We start from the raw sequence: 16,194 nt of genomic DNA, 5'->3' as shown, positions 1-16,194 counted from the left end.
ACCTCTTTTATCAATGCTGCCACTATGGTTAGCATTTATCCTTGCTAATTAGCTATATCCCGCAACATTGGTTACATCTCTAATATAGCAGTCCTATTTAGGTTGCAATTGAAATATCAATCAGGCTTGCGGTAGAGGCAGATGATTCGACAGAATTGATATTTTAGTATTGTGAAACCTTATTTTTATTTTTTTGCAACTTTCAAAAAGTTGTGGATAAATAGTTGTATAAAGGAGTTCAGCAATGAGTACTGAAAATAGAGTGGAAGCAACCGCTAAAAACATCGAAGGCAAAATCCAAGAAGCAGTTGGTGAAGTAACTGGCAATCCTAAAGATAAAGCAGAAGGTCAGGCAAAACAGAGAGAAGCTGCAGTTGAGCATACTGTAGAAAACATCAAAGACGAAAAAAAGGAAGCCATAGATAGATCTTATTAGTCTCAGATAAGAATTTTTGTAGGTTGGGTTGAGGAACGAAACCCAACGTATATATATATGTTGAGTTTTCCCACGGTAAGCTCAACATATATATTTTTGTATTTTCATACATCCTTAAAGTAAATCAGTGGCTGTTATAACCAGTGAAATCGATTTTCTCAACATCTTTCTAGAAAACTTCTTATTCTTCGCGATCGCAACGTCATTTTTTCTAGTAACAGGCTGGGCGTGGAGAAATACAAAACCCTATGATTTACCAAAACCATTGCCAAATTGGTTTAGGATTTGGTTTTTGACAATGCAAATTGGAGGTATAATCCTGCCACTAGTTGGGCTTGTGTGGGTTATTTGGCAAGGCTATTTTAGTGCAGCGATCGTACTAATCTCTTACTTTTTCATGCTAGGGTTGCAAATCCTTTCTGAAAGCCTATCACTGAGATGGTTTCATTCATTCGTATTTGTCATGATACCCTACCTGTACTTGCCTTACCGTGTCTGGCAGTTATATCAGGGATTGATGCTTCTCAACCCCGTGAGTGATTTGGCATGGATTCGGAATCTGCTATTCATAGAGATTGTCTTATGGACTGGAAACTACGCTCTCGATTTGTCACAACTACCTAGACTTGTTCGTTGGGAGGTACGAGAAGAGATCGTATCTCGTTAAGTAGATAAGTTATTACAAACTTGTGCATATACTTCAGTTAGTTGGTAAAGGAAAAATACGATGAAACCTAATCTTGTTCTATTGTGGGTAACGCTATCGTTCGTAGTTGTGGGAGCCATAACCTTGCTTCTTCAACCTGTGATTGATTTTCAGTGACATCTCCTACACTTACTGAGAAGCAGTAAGTGTAGGCTTCCAAGACAATCCGGCTATTGCTTAGGAGACTCTTGGCTTTAAGAACGGTATGCCCATCCGCCCTTTTCTTTATATTAATCGCAGCATTACGATCCCTATCCAAGCTGCATGAGCAATGAGGACAACTATGCCATCTCTCATGCAGTTTTTTAGGAACTTTAGCCCCACAATTAGAACAATCTTGAGATGTGTTTTTTGGGTTAACAGCTATCACAAGCAAACCAGCATTTTCGGCTTTATTTGCAAGAATTGATAAAAAGCTTGACCACCCAGCATCATGAACTGACTTTGCTAGACTGGACTTTGAAAGTCCTTTGATATTTAAATCTTCATGGACTATGACATCATACTTTTTGAGTAAATGATTAGCAGTTTTGAAATGAAAATCCCGACGTTTATCAGCAACTTTTTTATGTTGCTTACCTAGTTGCTTAACTGCTTTTTGTCTCCCTTTACTGCCCTTTTTACGTCTAGATACTCGCTTGGTGACTACTCTTAATCGTTTTTGTGCTTTCCTATAATGTTTTGGAATAGCAACAGCTTCACCTTCAGAGGTTGTCAAAAACTCCTTCAATCCCAGGTCAATGCCAGTAATCGATTCGGGATTAATGTCAGGTTTAACAGTAGGAACTGTAGGGTCTTCTAGACTTAAAGTGATGTAGTATCCATCTGCTTTTTTGGTGACAGAGGCAGTTTTAATTTTGAAACCAGTAGGCAGTTGACGATGCAAAACAACTTTTATTAACCCCAATTTTGGGAGATTAATCAAGTCATCCTGCAAGCAGTCTTCTTTCATCTGAGGATAAGTAAAGGTTTTGTATCTACTTCTAGATTTAAACCTTGGTTTACCACTTTTTTTACCATTGCTATCGCCTTTAAGAAAACGGTCAAAAGTTACCTTAACTCGTTTAACTACATCTTGTAACACTTGTGAATAAATATCACCGTAGTGGGGATGAGTTTTCTTAAGCTCAGGCAATGTTTTCTTTTGAGAGTAATAGTCAGGATTATCTCTTAATTCAGGTAGGTGACAAACTAGTGGGCAAGCATTAACAGGACTACGGTTTTGTTCATACCAATGAAATCTATCTGCCAACAAATAGTTATACTGAGCGCATAACATAGATAGCCATCTATCTATCTCTACAACTTGGACTTTTGTTGGACGTAGTTTGTACTGGTATGCAGACCTCATTTTTTAATTCTCAACACCAGATAGACTTTATCATAAAAGTGTATACGTTGTTTACCCATTATGAAAGATTCTAGATTAAGTGTCAGGATGTCAAAACGTAGATTAAACAAGCTGAGGCAGTATGCAGCAGATAAGGATAAAACAGTGACACAAATAATAGAGGATTGGATCGATAAGTTGCCAAGCCCCAAAACTGGTGATTCCTCATTGACCCCCTGCCCTGTCAAGGAATAGCGGATTGAATTGGTTGTGGGTCAATTCGTCATCACCCCGACATTCATCCCACACTGCCTTCGGTCAGATGTGGGATGAATGTCGGTTTTAGTTAAGGGACTTCCAAATCAAAAAATGTCCAATTTTCTCTTATAGTTAGTGCAGGCTAGAAGCCTGCAATTAGTATAGGACGGGCGAGAACACCCATCCCACACTTTAGAGTTATCAACTCGTCAAATCTTCAACCAAATAGATTAAATCCCGATACAGCTAAAGCACCAGCCACTGCTGAAGCCGCTAGAGAGATGCTAGCTGTGTTAAACAACCACCAAGCTGCACCTGCAACAACTTTTTTGGTTTCCACTGCTTGCTTTTTAGCTTGCTCTTTGATTGCGTCTAACCGTTTTTGAGTTTCTTGTTGAATGCGTTCGGCTTGATTTAATACGCTATCCCGTGCGGCTTCGATGCGGTTAACAATCTGGTTGGCTTGTTCTTCTGAAATATCTTCGCGAGAACTAATGAGAGCAACTAAAGTATCGCGATCAAATTGTGAAAGGCGATCGCGTATAGCCTCAAACCCTTCTTGTGGAGAGTCGAATAATTTGGCAAAGTCTTGTTGTATGCTGTCATAATTCAGTTCGGGACAGTTCAGTGAATTGAGATAGTTGCGAACTTTCTCAAAAACTCCATCAACGATCGATTGCACTCTTTTCTGGACTTGCTGATACTGTTCGACAATCGAGTCACGAACGGATTCTATGCGATCGACGATTTTGTTCGCTTCTTCAGGGGAGATATCCTCGCGTTGGGACAGTAAGCTGACAAGTGTAGAGCGATCGAATTTAGAAATGCGTTCTCCTAAAGAAGAGACTCCCGCACGAGGAGAAGATAGCAACAGTTGCAAATCTCGTTTGATAGCTTCTGGATTCAGTTCTTCTTTATTAGTGTTACGCAAATAGTTCTCTAAATTTGCTTCAAACTCTACAACTCCTTGTGTTGCACGGTTTGTCAAGCGTCTAGGTGCTTTAACAATGTTGTCAATGCCTTGTTGTACTGAGTCAATAGCATGATTAATTTGTTCTTCAGTCAAATCTTGACGCTGACTGAGTAACTTCACTAAAGTATCGCGATCGAATTGTGATAATCTTGCCCTAAGAGCAGAGATACCTACTTCCGGATTGTCTAGCAATGTTTTCAAGTCGCGTTTGATGCCTTCAGGGTTGAGTTCTTCTTTGTGAGTATTTCGCAAATAATCTTCTACTCTTTGTCTGAATTCGTCGGCTTTAGCCTTCGCTTGCTCTTGCAGTTCGCCAGCGCGATTTAAAAGATTATCGCGAGTCTGTTCAAATTGACTGACAATATTATTCGCTTCTTCTTCGTTCAAATCGGAGCGTACTGCTAAGAAACTTACTAAGGTATCGCGATCGATTTGTGAAAATTGCTCTTTCACATCCTCAAAACTACCTTTCGGATCTTCTAGTAGCTTTGTTAAGTTTTGCCCAATTCGTTCTGGTTTGAGTTCTTCTTTGTTAGTCGATCGCAAATAATCTTCTAAACGGGTGCGGACATTTTGCGGTTGTTCTCGTGCTTCCGCCTGCTTGACAGTTTCTAAAACCTCGTTTTTGGTGCTTTGAAGTAATTCACTAATTTCCTTAATCCTTACTTCGCTCAAATCTCCCCGCTGTTGCAATAAGTTGGTGAGATACTCTTGGTTGAGTTCTTCCAATTGTCGTCTTACACTTGAAGGATTTGCATCGCGATCGTAGATAACTTCTTTGAATTCATCTTGAATGGTAATGCGATTGAAATGCCAGGGAAAGGAATTCAGTATGTATTCTTCTACATCTGCTTTAATTGTATTATTTACAGATGCAGGTAATCTTTCAGCTACAGCACCGCCAAGTTTTTCAGCTTGGTGAGTCGCTTGGTCTTTAAGTTGTTGCAACTGTTGTGTGATTTTCTCTACATCTACATCCCGAACTTTTTCTCTCATCTGTTGTAGTTGTTGACTGACTTGTTCTACATCCAATTGAGACAAGTCTACTTGTTTTAACACAGCAGGTAAAGTGACACCTAAGCCAACTTCTAGAGCTTGTTTGACTATTCCATTGCTTTGTTTGCCATTTCCACCTCCAACTGTTGCCAATTGCTGAACTTTCTCTCCTAAACGTTCGGATTGTAGTTCTTCCGGTGTTGCTTGTTGAATTAAACGAATGACTTGTTCTGTAGGATTTTGCCTAGCCAAAACTTGGTTCCAAGCATTTTGTAATTGGTCGGCGATACGATTAACATCTTCTTTGGAAAAGTCTGTACGACTGCTAATTAAATCGACGAATGTTTGACGATTTATATTTTTCAGTAGGTCGCTATCAGCAAGCGATCGCAAATCTGCATCCTTTAGTAGCTTGTCAAATTGCGATCGAATTTCTTTAACATCTAGTTTTGACGGTTGTATAGAAGTTAAAGAATTTTGCAATGTATTTCTAATAGTATCGGTGTTAAGTCCCGATACAAGCTCGCGACGAACAACAGCACTAATTTCTTCTGCAGTGGAAACTATTTGATTTTTAGCAGCATTTGCACCTAAAGCAGCAGTGGCTGTACCCATTATTCCTTGTAAGCCAGATGTGACAGTGCTCGCAACAGAGCCAATTAAAGAACCTACTGCTTTTGAACCAAGCCACATAATGAGTGAGAAATAAGCAGACCAGATGACGACACCAATAATCGCTCCCAAGGACGCACTTTCAATTAGGCTGAGTTTCACTGCTAAAAAACAGGCGCTAAATAATGCGATAGTTGCGGTTGCGATCGCCCAAAGACCAACAGATGTTTCAATTTTACGAATTGTACTACCTGAGGTTCCTGACTCATCATCGGTATAAGAATCAGTTCCCAAAGATGAAATTCCCACCGCTACTGAAAAGTTAGTTAACAGAAGTTGGAAAGCAAATGCCATAAATACGCCTGCAAGCAATGCTACCAAAAATTTAGGGCCAGAAAAAGCAACTGATACTTCTTCTGGAGTTAATACTTCGTCAACTACGGGAATTTGTGCCAATCCTTGTAGATAGCAGGATTTAAATGCAATGAATGCACTTGCAAACATAGATATTGTCCTCAATTTAGTTTGATTAGATACTGCTGTACTCAGTCATTACGTACCTAAAGTACTTTCTCTTGAACTGGAACCCAATCTCTCTACAGTTCCAGTTTTAATGTGTTTGTTAACGATCTCCCAAAAATCAAATCTCAGCTTTGCTCCCTATTTGTAGGCTAGAAAATATTTCTCTGTAATTTATCTTCCTGAAGATTGACTTTAGTTATTTTTATGTCTGTGTGAGTGTAGAACCCTGACTTCTCTAAGAAATCAGGGTTCTAGTTGTAGTTTAATTATTTTAAATAATATTACGTTATGTTAATTAGGTAAATTATCAATGATGAGATAAACAAGCAGCAAGAATCGTTAGCATATAGTTGTTATCCATAGCAGATCGATGCGATTTTTGACGATTACCATCGCAGCTTAAATGTAGCAGTAAAATCTCCGCTAACTGGCACCTAAGCACCTTGAGCATGACCTTGTTGTTCTAAGCATACAGCACAGGCTTCAGCCAATGCGGCTCCAAATGAAGGGGTGATAGCAGGTAAGCCTTGCGATAAATCAGTCAGTACAAGTTCTAGAGGTTCGTTCAACATTATTCCCTTGGTTAGGATTTCCAAAGTTTTTACATTTTGTAATATAGTTCTATTGATTTCTACTCACCTACTTATTAAGTTCCAAACCATTAAAGAACTATAGCAGTCCTAAATCATTCGTGCGAATTTGAAATTATTGTGACCCCCTGTAGTTCCTCCAAGGCATCATACGGTGTACACAGTTCTCTAGAAAAGACATGAAACATCCTAAAAAAGGAGAATTGGAATTAAGTTCCCCCTTTTTTTAAGCCTTTTTTAAGGGGGTTTAGGGGGGATCGAAACCGCAAGAATACACTTTAGAAGACTTGTGTGTACACCGTAGCCAAGGCATCGGGGGGACGATGTTAGCAGGGAAGTGAATTTTCTAACAATTCATTTAAGATTGCTATAGGACAACGTAAATTCGATTAAAATCAAGCTCTAAAAATTGGCATAGACCTTGGGGAATTGGGGTTGATGTGAAATTGTAAGTTAAAATAGTAAGCGATCTTTATGCTTGAATCCTAATGAATATCAACATCGATATACCTGATAAGGTGCGCGTTTACGTTGAGGCACAAGTAATAGCTGGTGCTTACAATAGCATTAGCGAATATTTTTTAGATTTAGTACAGCAAGACCAAAAACGCAAAGCACAAGAAAAGTTGGAAGCTCTTTTACTCGAAGGTATTGATTCTCCAGGACAGGAAGTCACACCAGAATATTGGCACTCTTTGCGTTCTATGGTTTTGGGTGAGAATAATATGGAGAACTCGAACGAAGCATGAGCTATCGGTTAGTTGTCAAAAATAAGGCAACGCAAGATTTGTGACAGTTGGCAAATTATATATTGCTCAATGGCAATGCGGATGTAGCTGTTAAATTTTTAAATGCTGCGGAAGTGACTTTTGAACAGTTGCTACAAACTCCTAAAATCGGAAAAGTGACCCAATTGGTGGTGTCGAGATTGGGCGAAATTAGACAATGGCGTATTAAAGATTTTAAGGATTATTTAATTTTCTATCGTATTCAAGATACTACCGTTGAGATTTTACGGGTATTTCATGGAGCAAGAGATTTAGCAGATGTACTTAGCGAGTTAGATGAAGAAATTTAACCCAAAATAACAACTTCATCTCTCTAGATTCCCAGTATCGGCTTGATTATGACACCAATACTATTTCTCGATTGTCAACCGTATTTCAAGTAAGTTCGCGATCGCACAATATGTGCTGCTTCATGGAAAAAATGAAACTAGAAGCGGTATTGGTTTTACTGTCAAGTGAAAGTTGAATCAGTGCCTTATGGGGATTTAACCACCGCGCTACACCACTGATATGCGTTCACATAGTGGCGGCTTCCGCATCGCTTAATTGATGGTATAAAAGCAAGCACAACCCCCGCTTCCCGGCACAACTGTTGCATCTGTGGTTCAAATTCCTCTGGTGGTAACACCGTCAACGTGCGAATTGAGCGTACCGCTTTTTCAAACTTTGATTTGCTGTACTTAGGACAGTCCAGTTTTTCTGCCTCTATTTCACCCAAACGCAACCAAGCAGTAATCGCACCAACATCACTTTGTTCAAAGCGGGTGCGACGAAAAGCAATTTCCATGCCTGCATAGTATTTCTGCCAATCTTCTGGCTCGACAACACCGAAAAATTGTAGTAACTTTTTTACCAAAGCTGGTTTATTCTTGGCGATTAAATGGCATTTGGAAATTACACCAAGGTTCATCAATTCTTTGACTGGTAACCGATCTAACTAAGATGTCCATCCCTTGAAGCGGTTTTCTTCTTCCTTCTTTGCCAAAGCAGCGCGATATTGGGCTTCATATCTGAGCCAGAATGCTGGTGTACTACCCAAAACTCGTTCTAGCTTCAGGGCTGTTTCTTCATTAATCGCTGCTTTGCCATTGATAAGCAAACTGATATGTTTCGTGGTGTAGCCCAAACGCTCTGCTAATTGTGCTTGCGTCCAATCGCGCTCCTCTAAATAGATCGGCAATGGTATCACCGGGAGGAGATACCCAATCGGGAGTGAATGTTCGGATTGTCTCAATCATGGTCATTTCCAATGAAAACAATACAAACAGCAGTAACTTTTGACCAATCAATGCTTCCATGTCAGGCATTAATTCCTCTCACCCTTCAAAAATGAGCGAAGGTACAGTTATGAGGCTTGACGAAAAGCCCAAAACTCTATTTATGGGCGAGCAAAGATGTAGGGGGAATGGCAATTAAAATTGCCGTCAACATGATACTCTCATCAAGCTTGGAAGATAAATCGCTCTCGTTTGTTTACGAAAGCCTTAAGTTGAAAATAACTTGCTAAAGTTGCCTTGTGTAAGTACGGGAAAGTACGCAAACAATAATTATGTAACAACTACATGGCACTTTAAAAATAAATCTTTATGTGCATAATCTATTGTACTGCGGATAAGCAGCTAGGAATTGAGCTATGTCTAACAACCAGCCACTCCGCTTCTACGCAACTTAGAGGTGCTGCGCTCTATCGCAAAAGGCAATAAGAACCAGCAAATTAGCACTGTCCTCAATATCGCTGAGAGTACCGTCAAGCTTTGATGCTAATAATATTTTCGGCAAATTAAATATGAGGGGTCGTACACAAGCACTAGTTAGCGTGCTGAATCAGGGATTGTAAGGAGTTCATGCTCTTAGCAAGGATATCAGCCGTCACATGGCGGCTGATATCAGCCTCGCTGACTTTGTTTGCGAATTCATGTAAACCGCAATTTCTGGCGTAGGGGCTATGGCATTTCAAAGGTTTGAGCATAGCGATGCCTGCGGCGGGCTGTGCCAACGCAATTCGCCAACAGAATCCGGAGTATACCGCAATCGCAAGCACTGGCAAGAAAACTCACCTACGACGCCCGTTCCTTGAAAAGCAAATTCAGTTCTTGATTCTGACCGATTGTGTACACTTGCTCAAATGAACAGCGCTTAAGGATTCTGGAAAACTTTTTAGATAAGGGGAGCTAACCTCCTTGGAGCCAACCTTATGAGGTAAAACTACCATGTCCAACCATATTTACGCTTTGCTAGTTGGTATTAATACTTATCATCCTCAATCTGAAGTTTCTTCCTTAGATGGCTGTGTTAACGATATTGAAGCGGTAGAAGCATATTTAAAAGGACGCATTGATAAAAAATGGAATGTTAAAGCAAAAATACTGAAAAACGAAGAAGCGACTCGGCAAAATATTATTAACGCCTTTGACAATTATCTCTGCCAAGCAACAAGCGGTGATGTGGCGCTATTTTACTATGCAGGTCATGGTGCCCAGGCAAGAACACCAGAACAATTAAAACATTTAGACCCGAACGGCTTACTTCAAAGTATAGTTTGCTATGATAGCCGCACCGAGAATGGTTGGGATTTAGCCGACAAAGAACTACGTTACTTAATTTACAAAGTGGCACAAAAAAATTCTGAAATCTTAGTTATTATGGATTGCTGTCATTCTGGAACTGGTACAAGAAACCCAGAAGTTAAAGTGCGTCAAACATATGAAGACTTGCGCGATCGCCCTTACGAAAGTTTGATTTTTGCAACAGATAAAAACGCACTTATTCAACCATTCAACGATGGGAAAGTTTCAACTTTAGTTCAAGGAAAACACGTTGCAATAGCTGCCTGCCGTTCCCACGAAACAGCGAAGGAATATAAAACTGAAGACTACAAAAACAGAGGTGCTTTTTCTTATTTCTTATTGCAAACATTAGAGAAAAGTAATGGTAATTTAACTTACAGCGACTTGTTGAGAAATGTTAATGCTTTAGTTAGTGGAAAAATATTAGAGCAATCACCACAATTAGAAGCAATATGCAAAGAAGATTTTAAAAAGATATTCTTAGGGGGTGCAATTAAAGAAATACCTATTTACTTTACCTTGAGCTATAGCGATAAAAATAAGACTAAACACAGTTGGGTAATAGATGGCGGTACGTTGAATGGCATTCCCAGTAACTCTCAAAATGGAGATACTTTATTAGCAATTTTTCCAGTAGGAAGTAACCCTGAAGAAATGCGCGAAATTTCTAATGCTTTAGGTACAGTTCAAGTTACTGAAGTAGTCGCCCAGCAGAGCAAAGTGATAATTACAGAAGGGAACGAAAAGCTAGATAAAAATGAAAGTTATTGGGCTGTTGTTACCCATTTACCTCTAAAGCGTTTGAAGGTTTATATTGAAGGCGAACAAGGTGATGAAATAGGTGTAGAACTGGCACTACAAGCACTAAATAAAGCTGCGGCTGAGGAAAATCCTTCGTTATTTGTTGAGAAAGTTGATGAAGCAAAAGATGCGGATTATCGTTTATTAGCCCGCCAAGGGCAATACTGGATTATTGAACAGACGACTGACCGTCCTATAGTTGCTCCCATTCCCGAAAAATCTGATATTCAAGGTTACACAGCAAAACGCGCCCGTCAAACTATTCAACGCTTAGAACATATCGCTCGTTGGATAAACATTTTAGAACTAGACAGCCCAGCAAACAGCACCATTAAAGCTGAAGACGTAGAGATGGAGATTATTGTTGTGTCAGGAGATAAACCATCTTCAACCTATGAAAATAATCTCTATAAACAAGAGTCGTACTTCCATCTAGAGTATTTTAATAAAAATGGAGAATGGCAACCACCAGAACTCAAAATCAGGCTGAAAAATAACAGCCACAAAACTATCTATTGTAATATCTTAGACCTATCTGGTAATTTCGCTGTATATGCTGAATTCTTTACTCCAGAAAAGAGTAGCATTCGCTTAGAACCTAATTCAGAAAGAACAACTGATGAAGGCGAGATGAAAATTCCCGAAGATTATTTAAAACAAGGAATTGCTGAATACAAAGAAATTTTGAAATTAATTGTCAGTACGTCAGAGTTTAATGCCAGTTTATTAGAGCAAGATGAACTTGATGTTCCACCACCTACATACCGCAGTGTGCCATTAACTGGAGGAACTCTCGATAAATTAATGGCGCAAGTTTATTCTCGCAAATGGGAGTCAAAAAGTAAGGGTAAACTTGACGATTGGATGACAAAACAAGTCACTTTGAAGATTGTACGTCCACAATAATTTCAAGGTATTAATCCAAATCAAAGCACTTCTCTACTATACAGACACAACGTTAATAACAAGGTAAAAAGATGATGAAACAATATGCAGTCATTATTGGTATTAATGATTACCGTGAACGTCCTTTAAAAACTGCGGTTAATGATGTAAAAAAAATTGCGTCTATCTTACAAGAAGACTACGGCTATGAAGTTAAAGAGATTTTAGATAAAGACGCGAATTTGGCAAGACTGCAAAATCTACTTTCAGAACTTAAACAACAACAATTCCCTGGTACTACAACAAAAATTCAGTCTGACGATCGTTTTTTATTTTATTTTGCTGGACATGGTAAGGCTAATAATGCGCCAGAAGGAGAGATGCGTCCAGAAGGTTTTCTCATACCTCAAGATGCCAATCTTTTAGATACAGATAATCAAAAATTTTTATCAATGAAAGATTTGCATGATGCTTTGGAAAATTTACCATGTCGTCATGTGCTAGTCATCCTTGACTGCTGCTTTTCTGGTTCTTTCAAGTGGGCATCTAAAAGACCTTGGTATCAAAAAAGTTCTTATAAAATGTATCACGAACTTTATCAGCGTTTTCTTAATAGTTTTGCTCAACAAGTAATTACTTCAACTGCTCATAATGAAGAGGCAGCAGATGTAATCAGTCTTGGAAATCGTGGGGAAGATAAAAATCAGAAAATAGGCTCTCATTCTCCTTTTGCTTATCGATTAATTGAAGGATTAACAATTGATAACGATAGAGCTAAGGCAGATTCTTCAAAAAGCGGTGTACTTCTTGCAAGGGAGTTACATACATATATTCTTGAACGAATGCATATACCTAAACATCAGCAAACACCTGGTTTGTTTGAGATGAACAAGCATGATAAAGGTGAATACCTCTTTGTTATTAAAGGATTTACACCTCAAAAGTTACCAGACGCTATAGAATTAAATGAGCATACTAATCCTTACAAAGGGTTACGTTCATTTGAAGTAAAAAAAGAAGATACTAAAAGATTCTTTGGGAGAACAGAACTAATCAATCAATTAGCTGATATTGTTGAAAAGCAAACTTTTACAATTGTATTAGGTGATTCTGGATCGGGAAAATCTAGCCTAGTGCAAGCAGGATTAATTCCTAAATTATGTCCTCAAGAAATTGGAGAAACTCCAAATTTAAGTAGTAACAATCACAATTGGATTTACCTTGGTTCAATGCGTCCTGGAGATTCTCCTTTTCAGGCTTTGTACAAAATACTAGACCCGCAATCTTCCACCTCCACTACACAACAGGCGGAAACTCAGAATAAATTTGTTCAGTTTTTTGAAAATCTACTAATTGGACTGAATCTGAAACAGAACAACTCAGCAAATGTTCACTCTTCTCAACCTCCTTCTATGCATAGAGCATTAGAAGCGTTTAATGTTTTAAAGGATAGGCTTAAGGCTAAAAGTCAGCAAGACCATAATTCTAAGATGATCTTAGTTATAGACCAGTTTGAAGAATTAATAACTTTCAGCAAAAAGGAAGAGAAAAAGAAAAAAGACGAGACAGAACAAGATAAATTTATCAGTCAACTTAGTAAAATTATCGGAAACAAAGACTATTCAGAATACTTACGTGTGGTACTGACATTACGTTCAGACTTTGAACCGCAGTTTAAAGAAAAAGAAGGATTGAAGGATTATTGGAGTGAAAATTCACAATTTTGGGTTACACCCATGGATCGTCAGCAATTGCGAGAAGCAATTGAAGAACCAGCAGCACAAAAAGTGGTATTTTTTGAGTCTCCTGAGTTAATAGACAAGTTAATTAATGAAGTGGCAGATACGCCTGGAGCTTTGCCTTTACTTTCCTTTACCTTAAGCGAGATTTACCATAAATATTTAGAAAGTGCAAGAGAAGACAGAACTCTCACTAAAGATGATTACAACAGCCTTGGCAGTGTTAGGAGTTCAATAACCAAGAAAGCTACAGAAGTTTATAATAATTTGTGTGAAAAAAAAGAAAAGGGTGAAGAAATTAACGAAAACATGATTCGTTATATAATGCTGCGAATGGTATCAGTAGAAGGAAACGAATTAGCTCGCAGACGGGTAAGAAAAGAGGAATTAATATATCCAAAATCAGTTAATAAATATGTTGATTTAGTAATTAATGAATTTGTTAATGCTCGGTTGTTAATCACTGGACTAGATGCCAACAACAAAGAATGTGTAGAACCTGCTCATGATGAGTTAGTGAGGGGATGGTCTCAATTGCAGCAATGGCTGAACCAGGAGAAAAAAGAACATTTGGCTATTCAAAGGCGTTTAACTGATGCTGCTTTTGATTGGAAGGAAAAACAAAGAAAATCACAGCTTCTTTGGAATGGTAGTCCTTATTTAGAGGTTTTAAAAAAAGAGGTACTGAACGATGAAACTCACAACTGGTTAAATCAGTTGGAAACTGAGTTTGTTAAGTCTAGCATCCGGCAAAAACACTTGAATACAAACTTACGAAGGGTCGTTGTAATTGGTGTAATTGGGTTAATTACCCTTGCTGGGATCTTTGGGCGAAATAAAGAAATAGAGCAAATCCGTGCTTTAACAGCGTCCGCGAATACGGACTTGAGCGTAAATCGAGAGTTGAATGCTTTAATAAGCAGCCTACAAGCTGGAAAGAAACTCAAACAGTCACGCTTGTTGCAATTTTTTCAGCCAGATACACAACTACAAAACACATTAAATTTAACATTGCAAAAAGCAGTTGAGCGAGTTAAAGAACGCAATATTTTAGTATTGTCGCCAGACGAAATAGATAAAAATGATATAAAAGTGATTTTCAGCTCTGACGAGGAATTACTAGCTATTGTTAAAAAGCCTTATTCGGAAGATGGTAACACTGTTCTGGATAGTACGGTTGACTTGTGGAGCCGTTCAGGTAAACATCTTCAAAAATCATTCAAGATACCTAAGTTGTTAGACGTCAGTTTTAGTTCCAATAGCCAACAACTGGTTGCCATTAGCACTGACAATACTATTAGCTGGTGGGATTTGGAAAGCAATCAGAAGAGTCAATCGCATACATTATTTAACACCAAATCACCTATATTTAAGAGTGTGGTAGAAAAAGGGCTTTCTTCAGCAAATGTAATGATTGATTCCAATAATAGGCTGCTTGTGTCGGTTCAAGAAGAGAATTCCATCGTCCGTTTGTTTGACTTTAAGCAAGGAAATTTGTTAGCTAAATTCAATAAGCCAAACGCTCCTGGTAGCGAATATTATGCGGCTTTTAGCCTTAACGGCGAATTACAAGCTACTATTTCCAATAGCGGCACTGTCAGCTTATGGGATTCAAAGGGCAAAAAACTAGACGACATCGGGGGATGTAGAATTTTAGTTCAAGACAGCACACCAATGACAAATGTTAGTATTAGTCCCGATGGCAAGCTTCTTGCTACTGCTGCATTTGAAAATGGAAACGGCATCATTTGCTTGTGGAATTTAAAGAGCAAGCAGTTAATTAAATTTAGGGGCAATCAAGGTCTAATCAACAGTGTCAGTTTTAGCCCTGATAGCAAACAATTAGCTACTATTGGAAGAGATGGCACTATTCGCTTATGGGAAGGTTGGGAAGGTCAACCCCTAGTAGCAGTCAAAGGACAAAATACGGTTACTAGCGTTAGCCTTAGCCCTGATAACAAGCTAATAGCTACTGGTGAAGAAGAAGGCACTGTCCGTTTGTGGAATTGGAAGCTGCAACAAAAACCAATCCGCGAATTCCCACTTCAAAATTCAGGCCAAATTTGGGGTTTGATTTTTAGTTCTGATGGTAATTTACTGGCTACTGGTAAAGAAGATGGTACTATCAGCTTATGGGATTTGAGGAAGTCGAACAACCAGCAACCGTTAGCTCGATTTACCGGACCAGCACTTAGCGTAGGTTCTGCTAGTTTTGCTCGAGATCCATTATGGACTTTTGGCTTTAACAAAGATAACAACTTGCTAGCTACTGTTGACTCTCATACTTCTAATAATGCTATTGTCTACCCGTGGAATGGGCAAACTCCACAAAATCCGACCATACTCTCTCGAAATTTGCCAGAGTATGATGTCAACAAAATCCGTAGCGTCAGTTTTAATCCTAATAGTAGCTTGCTAGTTACTGGTGACTCACACGGCGAGATAAGTTTTTGGGACTGGAAAAATAAGCAGAAACTGCCAACGAAATTTAAAGAACATAGAGATGGGGTGAACAGCGTGATTTTTAGTCATGATGGAAGTATGCTGGCTACCGCCGGAAACGATGGCATCGCCCGCTTATGGCTAGATTTAGTAAATTACAAGTTTTTAGAATTAAAAGGACATATCTACGGGATTAATCAGGTAATTTTTAACTCGAAGAATAATTTAGTAGCAACTGCTGGAAGAGATGGTACGGTTCGTTTGTGGAACTTGAATGGTCAGCAGTTAGCAGAATACCAGATAGATCAAAGTAATCGTGATTACTGGGTTACAAGCATTAGTTTTAGCCCGGATGGTAAGCAACTAGCTGCTGTAGGACAAGATACTACAAGAGGGTCGTGGCAAGCTAAGATGTGGCAGGTTGAAGGATTAGATGAGTTGATGGTAAGGGGTTGCAATTGGGTGCGTAGCTATCTTGAGAATAATCCCAATGTTAAAAATGGCGATCGCAAGCTTTGTAATGACATTCCCGATAAACGCTCTTAGAGG

Annotated in this window: 13 protein-coding genes; 8 read left to right on the top strand and 5 right to left on the bottom strand. The window is 38.8% G+C overall.

Translation table 11 applies throughout. The features are described 5' to 3' along the window. Window positions 1-244: 244 nt before the first annotated feature. Together AB0756_RS36600 and AB0756_RS36595 are read left to right on the top strand one after the other, a co-directional pair. Window positions 245-436, top strand: coding sequence for a CsbD family protein (locus tag AB0756_RS36600; RefSeq protein WP_038088675.1), 192 nt, complete (start codon window positions 245-247; stop codon window positions 434-436). A gap of 127 nt (window positions 437-563) precedes the next feature. After that, on the top strand, window positions 564-1,103 hold the full coding sequence (locus AB0756_RS36595; RefSeq protein ID WP_336604378.1) for a hypothetical protein: 540 nt from the start codon (window positions 564-566) through the stop codon (window positions 1,101-1,103). Window positions 1,104-1,170: 67 nt separating this feature from the next. Here AB0756_RS36595 and AB0756_RS36590 read toward each other — a convergent pair whose 3' ends face one another. From AB0756_RS36590 to AB0756_RS36580, 3 genes are all read right to left on the bottom strand, one after another. Next, window positions 1,171-2,493, bottom strand: coding sequence for an RNA-guided endonuclease InsQ/TnpB family protein (locus AB0756_RS36590; protein ID WP_237265918.1), 1,323 nt, complete (start codon window positions 2,491-2,493; stop codon window positions 1,171-1,173). 454 nt (window positions 2,494-2,947) lie between these two features. Beyond that, window positions 2,948-5,815, bottom strand: a complete 2,868-nt coding sequence (locus AB0756_RS36585; RefSeq protein WP_050045308.1) for an apolipoprotein A1/A4/E domain-containing protein — start codon at window positions 5,813-5,815, stop codon at window positions 2,948-2,950. Between the two features lie 452 nt (window positions 5,816-6,267). After that, a complete protein-coding gene (locus AB0756_RS36580; protein WP_153021558.1) occupies window positions 6,268-6,405 on the bottom strand; it encodes a hypothetical protein in 138 nt (45 codons plus the stop codon). Window positions 6,406-6,911: 506 nt separating this feature from the next. Between AB0756_RS36580 and AB0756_RS36575 the strand changes: the two genes are divergently transcribed. Beyond that, on the top strand, window positions 6,912-7,172 hold the full coding sequence (locus AB0756_RS36575) for a ribbon-helix-helix domain-containing protein (protein WP_038088678.1): 261 nt from the start codon (window positions 6,912-6,914) through the stop codon (window positions 7,170-7,172). Between the two features lie 47 nt (window positions 7,173-7,219). Then, complete coding sequence (locus tag AB0756_RS36570; RefSeq protein WP_050045307.1) at window positions 7,220-7,501, top strand: type II toxin-antitoxin system RelE/ParE family toxin; 282 nt, start codon at window positions 7,220-7,222, stop codon at window positions 7,499-7,501. A gap of 185 nt (window positions 7,502-7,686) precedes the next feature. Here AB0756_RS36570 and AB0756_RS36565 read toward each other — a convergent pair whose 3' ends face one another. Next, a complete protein-coding gene (locus AB0756_RS36565; protein WP_082051611.1) occupies window positions 7,687-8,121 on the bottom strand; it encodes a hypothetical protein in 435 nt (144 codons plus the stop codon). Between the two features lie 27 nt (window positions 8,122-8,148). Next, complete coding sequence (locus AB0756_RS36560; protein ID WP_237265919.1) at window positions 8,149-8,391, bottom strand: HigA family addiction module antitoxin; 243 nt, start codon at window positions 8,389-8,391, stop codon at window positions 8,149-8,151. A gap of 494 nt (window positions 8,392-8,885) precedes the next feature. On the opposite strand from AB0756_RS36560, the gene AB0756_RS36555 reads away from it, so the two are divergent. From AB0756_RS36555 to AB0756_RS36540, 4 genes are all read left to right on the top strand, one after another. Further along, window positions 8,886-8,969, top strand: a complete 84-nt coding sequence (locus AB0756_RS36555; RefSeq protein WP_072040710.1) for a LuxR C-terminal-related transcriptional regulator — start codon at window positions 8,886-8,888, stop codon at window positions 8,967-8,969. A gap of 187 nt (window positions 8,970-9,156) precedes the next feature. Continuing rightward, window positions 9,157-9,288 (top strand): hypothetical protein, encoded by a 132-nt coding sequence (locus tag AB0756_RS36550; protein ID WP_272899753.1) that lies wholly within the window; start codon window positions 9,157-9,159, stop codon window positions 9,286-9,288. 133 nt (window positions 9,289-9,421) lie between these two features. Then, window positions 9,422-11,485, top strand: a complete 2,064-nt coding sequence (locus AB0756_RS36545; protein ID WP_050045306.1) for a caspase family protein — start codon at window positions 9,422-9,424, stop codon at window positions 11,483-11,485. Between the two features lie 71 nt (window positions 11,486-11,556). After that, the gene (locus AB0756_RS36540; RefSeq protein WP_038088680.1) at window positions 11,557-16,191 is read left to right on the top strand and encodes an nSTAND1 domain-containing NTPase; all 4,635 of its coding nucleotides are present in this window, start codon (window positions 11,557-11,559) and stop codon (window positions 16,189-16,191) included. Window positions 16,192-16,194: the final 3 nt, after the last annotated feature.

This window comes from Tolypothrix campylonemoides VB511288_2 (genome assembly GCF_045999855.1).
Classification (GTDB): Bacteria; Cyanobacteriota; Cyanobacteriia; order Cyanobacteriales; family Nostocaceae; genus Scytonema; species Scytonema bouteillei_A.
This window is presented reverse-complemented; position numbering and strand designations above follow the sequence as displayed.